The organism is Dactylosporangium sp. NPDC000555 (assembly GCF_040300025.1).
Classification (GTDB): domain Bacteria; phylum Actinomycetota; class Actinomycetes; order Mycobacteriales; family Micromonosporaceae; genus Dactylosporangium.
Genome location: NZ_JBEPDB010000191.1, coordinates 1 through 2714, shown reverse-complemented (window position 1 = coordinate 2714; position 2714 = coordinate 1). Strand labels below are relative to the sequence as shown.

The following is a 2714-nucleotide window of genomic DNA, read 5'->3' as shown; positions in this document are numbered from 1 at the left end:
CACTCAAAACGACATATAACTCCTTGTGACTGGTTTTCAGACGTGTGCTATTCCTACCTGTCACCGTGGGGGCCGGGGTGCCGGCCCCGGGGCGGGGGGGTTCCCTCGCGACGGCGGCGCCGGCACCGGCCGGGATCCTCTCGTTGCTCGCCCTCGACGAGCGCCCGGCTCCCGGCCGGCGGCAGGCGCCCGCCGGCCTGGTCAGCACCGTGGAACTGCTGCGGGCCCTGGACTCCGCCGGCGTCACGGCGCCGCTGTGGTGCGTGACCAGCGGGGCGGTCGCCGTCGGCGGCGAGCCCCTCGCGCGCCCCGGACAGGCCCCGGTGTGGGGTCTCGGCCAGGTCGCTCTGCTGGAACAGGAGCCGCGCTGGGGCGGCTTGGTGGACCTGCCCGGCGAGCCCGGCGCCGACGCCGTGCGCGGGCTGGCCGCGGTCCTCGCCGGGGGCCACGACGAGGACCAGGTCGCCTTGCGGCCCGGCGGCGGGCACATGCGGCGGCTGCTGCGCGTCGACCCGCCTGCCGGCCCGGCACAGCGGGACCGGTCCCCGGCGGGCGGCGCGGCGCTGATCACCGGCGGCTTGGGCGAGCTCACGGCGCAGCTGGCCCGATGGCTGGCCGGGCGGGGCGCGACGCACATCATGGTCACCGATGTCGACGGGGCCGACACGACGACTGTGCGGGCGCTGCGCGCGGAACTGGCCGGGCTCGGCGCGGAGCTCACCGTCACCGACCGCGGTCCGGGGGATTGCGAGCCGCCGGCCGGGCTCGCCCTGTCGACCGTGGTACATCGGGCCGGGCAGGAGGAGGCAGGATCGGCGCTGACGGCGCTCACCGACGCGGAGCTCGACGACGCCATGCACGCCGCGGTGTCCGCCGTCGAGAGCCTCGATCGGCTGCCGGCGGCCGAGGACGCGAGCCTCATGCTGCTGACCCCGTTGAGCGGTGTCTGGGGCGCGGTCCGGCGTGGCGCGTCCACCGCCGCCTGCGCGGCCGTCCAGGCGCTGGCCCACCGGCGCCGCGACCGCGGCGCGCACGCGCTCGTGGTCGCCCTCGGGGGACAGGACAGCCGGCCGTCCGCGATCGATCGCCCACTCACGCCGGCGACCGTCACCGCCCTTCTGGAACGTCTGCTGGACCAGGACGAGCCATCCGGTGTCATCGCCGACCTCGACGTGGACCGGATCGTCGCCTCCGCGCCCGCGCCGCGGGTTCTGGGACTGATGCGTGAGCTGCCGGAGGTGACGCGGGCGCTGCGTGCCGCGTCCGCCGAGGAGGGCACGGAGCCCGCCGCGGCGCTGACCGGGCGGTTGCTGCCACTGGACCCGCCGGCCCGGCGCAAGGTGCTGCTGGACCTGGTCACCGGGCACGCGGCGGCGGTCCTCGGCCACAGCGACCGCAGGACCGTCCGTCCCGACCAGGCGTTCTCGGACGGCGGCTTCGACTCCATGCTCGCGGTGCAGTTCCGCAACCAGTTGCGCACCGCCACCGGGGTGCGGCTGGCGACCACCGTGGTCTTCGACTACCCGACGCCGAACGCCGTCGTCGACGTCCTGTACGACGAGCTGTGCTCCGAGGCCGCGGAGAGCGGCCAGGTCCTGGGCGAGCTGGCGCGGCTGGAGACGGCACTGGCCGATCTCTCCCCGGACACCCCGGTCGGTAAGGAGATCGCCGACCGTCTGAACACCCTCGTCCGCCGGTGGGCACCGTCCGCCGCACCTGCCGTGGACGCCGATCGCATCGGCGCCGCCACCGCGGACGAGCTCTTCGAAATCCTTGACAGCGATTACGGCGTGGTGTGAGGAGCGGAACGACGATGTCGAGCGACGGGAAGCTTCTCGAGTATCTGCGGCGGGCCACCGCCGACCTCAGCCAGGCCCGGCGTCGGCTGCGCGAGGAGGAGGACGCGCGGCACGAGCCGATTGCCATCGTGTCGATGAGCTGCCGCTTCCCCGGTGGCGCGAACTCGCCGGAGCGGCTGTGGGACCTGGTCACCTCAGGCACCGACGCCATCACCGAGTGGCCGAACTCGCGCGGCTGGGACATCGACGCGCTCTACGATCCCGATCCGGACAAGCCCGGTACCTCGTACACCCGCAACGGGGGCTTCCTGCACGACGCCGCCGAGTTCGACGCGGGCTTCTTCGGGATCTCGCCGCGCGAGGCGCTGGCCATGGACCCGCAGCAGCGGCTCGTGCTGGAGACCGTGTGGGAGACCCTGGAGCGGGCCGGCATCGTGCCGTCGACCCTGCGAAACAGCGCCACCGGCGTCTTCATCGGGGGCATGATCAGCGGCTACGGCTTCGGCTCGTCCCGCGTCCCCGAGGTCGAGGGCCTGCTGCACACCGGCACCGCCCCCAGCGTCATCTCCGGGCGGGTGTCCTACGTGCTCGGCCTGTCGGGCCCCGCGCTCACCGTGGACACGGCGTGCTCGTCGTCGCTGGTCGCGCTGCACCTGGCGGTGCGGTCGCTGCGCTCGGGCGAGTGCGATCTGGCCCTGACCGGCGGCGTGAGCATCGTCGCCGACCCCGACCCGTACGTGTCGTTCAGCCGGCAGCGTGCCCTCGCCCCGGACGGCCGGTGCAAGGCCTTCGCGGGCGCCGCGGACGGCACCATCTGGTCCGAGGGCGTCGGGGTGTTGTTGGTGGAGCGGTTGTCGGATGCGGTGGCGAATGGTCATCCGGTGTTGGCGGTGGTTCGTGGTTCGGCGGTGAATC

2 protein-coding genes are annotated in these 2714 nt (G+C 73.9%); both read left to right on the top strand.

Going from position 1 to position 2714, the window contains the following annotated elements; translation table 11 throughout:
• The first annotated feature begins 143 nt into the window (after positions 1 to 143).
• Positions 144 to 1799: a type I polyketide synthase gene (locus tag ABT297_RS42890; RefSeq protein WP_350559931.1), complete on the top strand. Its 1656-nt coding sequence runs from the start codon at positions 144 to 146 to the stop codon at positions 1797 to 1799.
• A gap of 14 nt (positions 1800 to 1813) precedes the next feature.
• The coding region (locus ABT297_RS42885) for a beta-ketoacyl synthase N-terminal-like domain-containing protein (RefSeq protein ID WP_350559928.1) at positions 1814 to 2714 on the top strand (901 nt) is incomplete at its 3' end.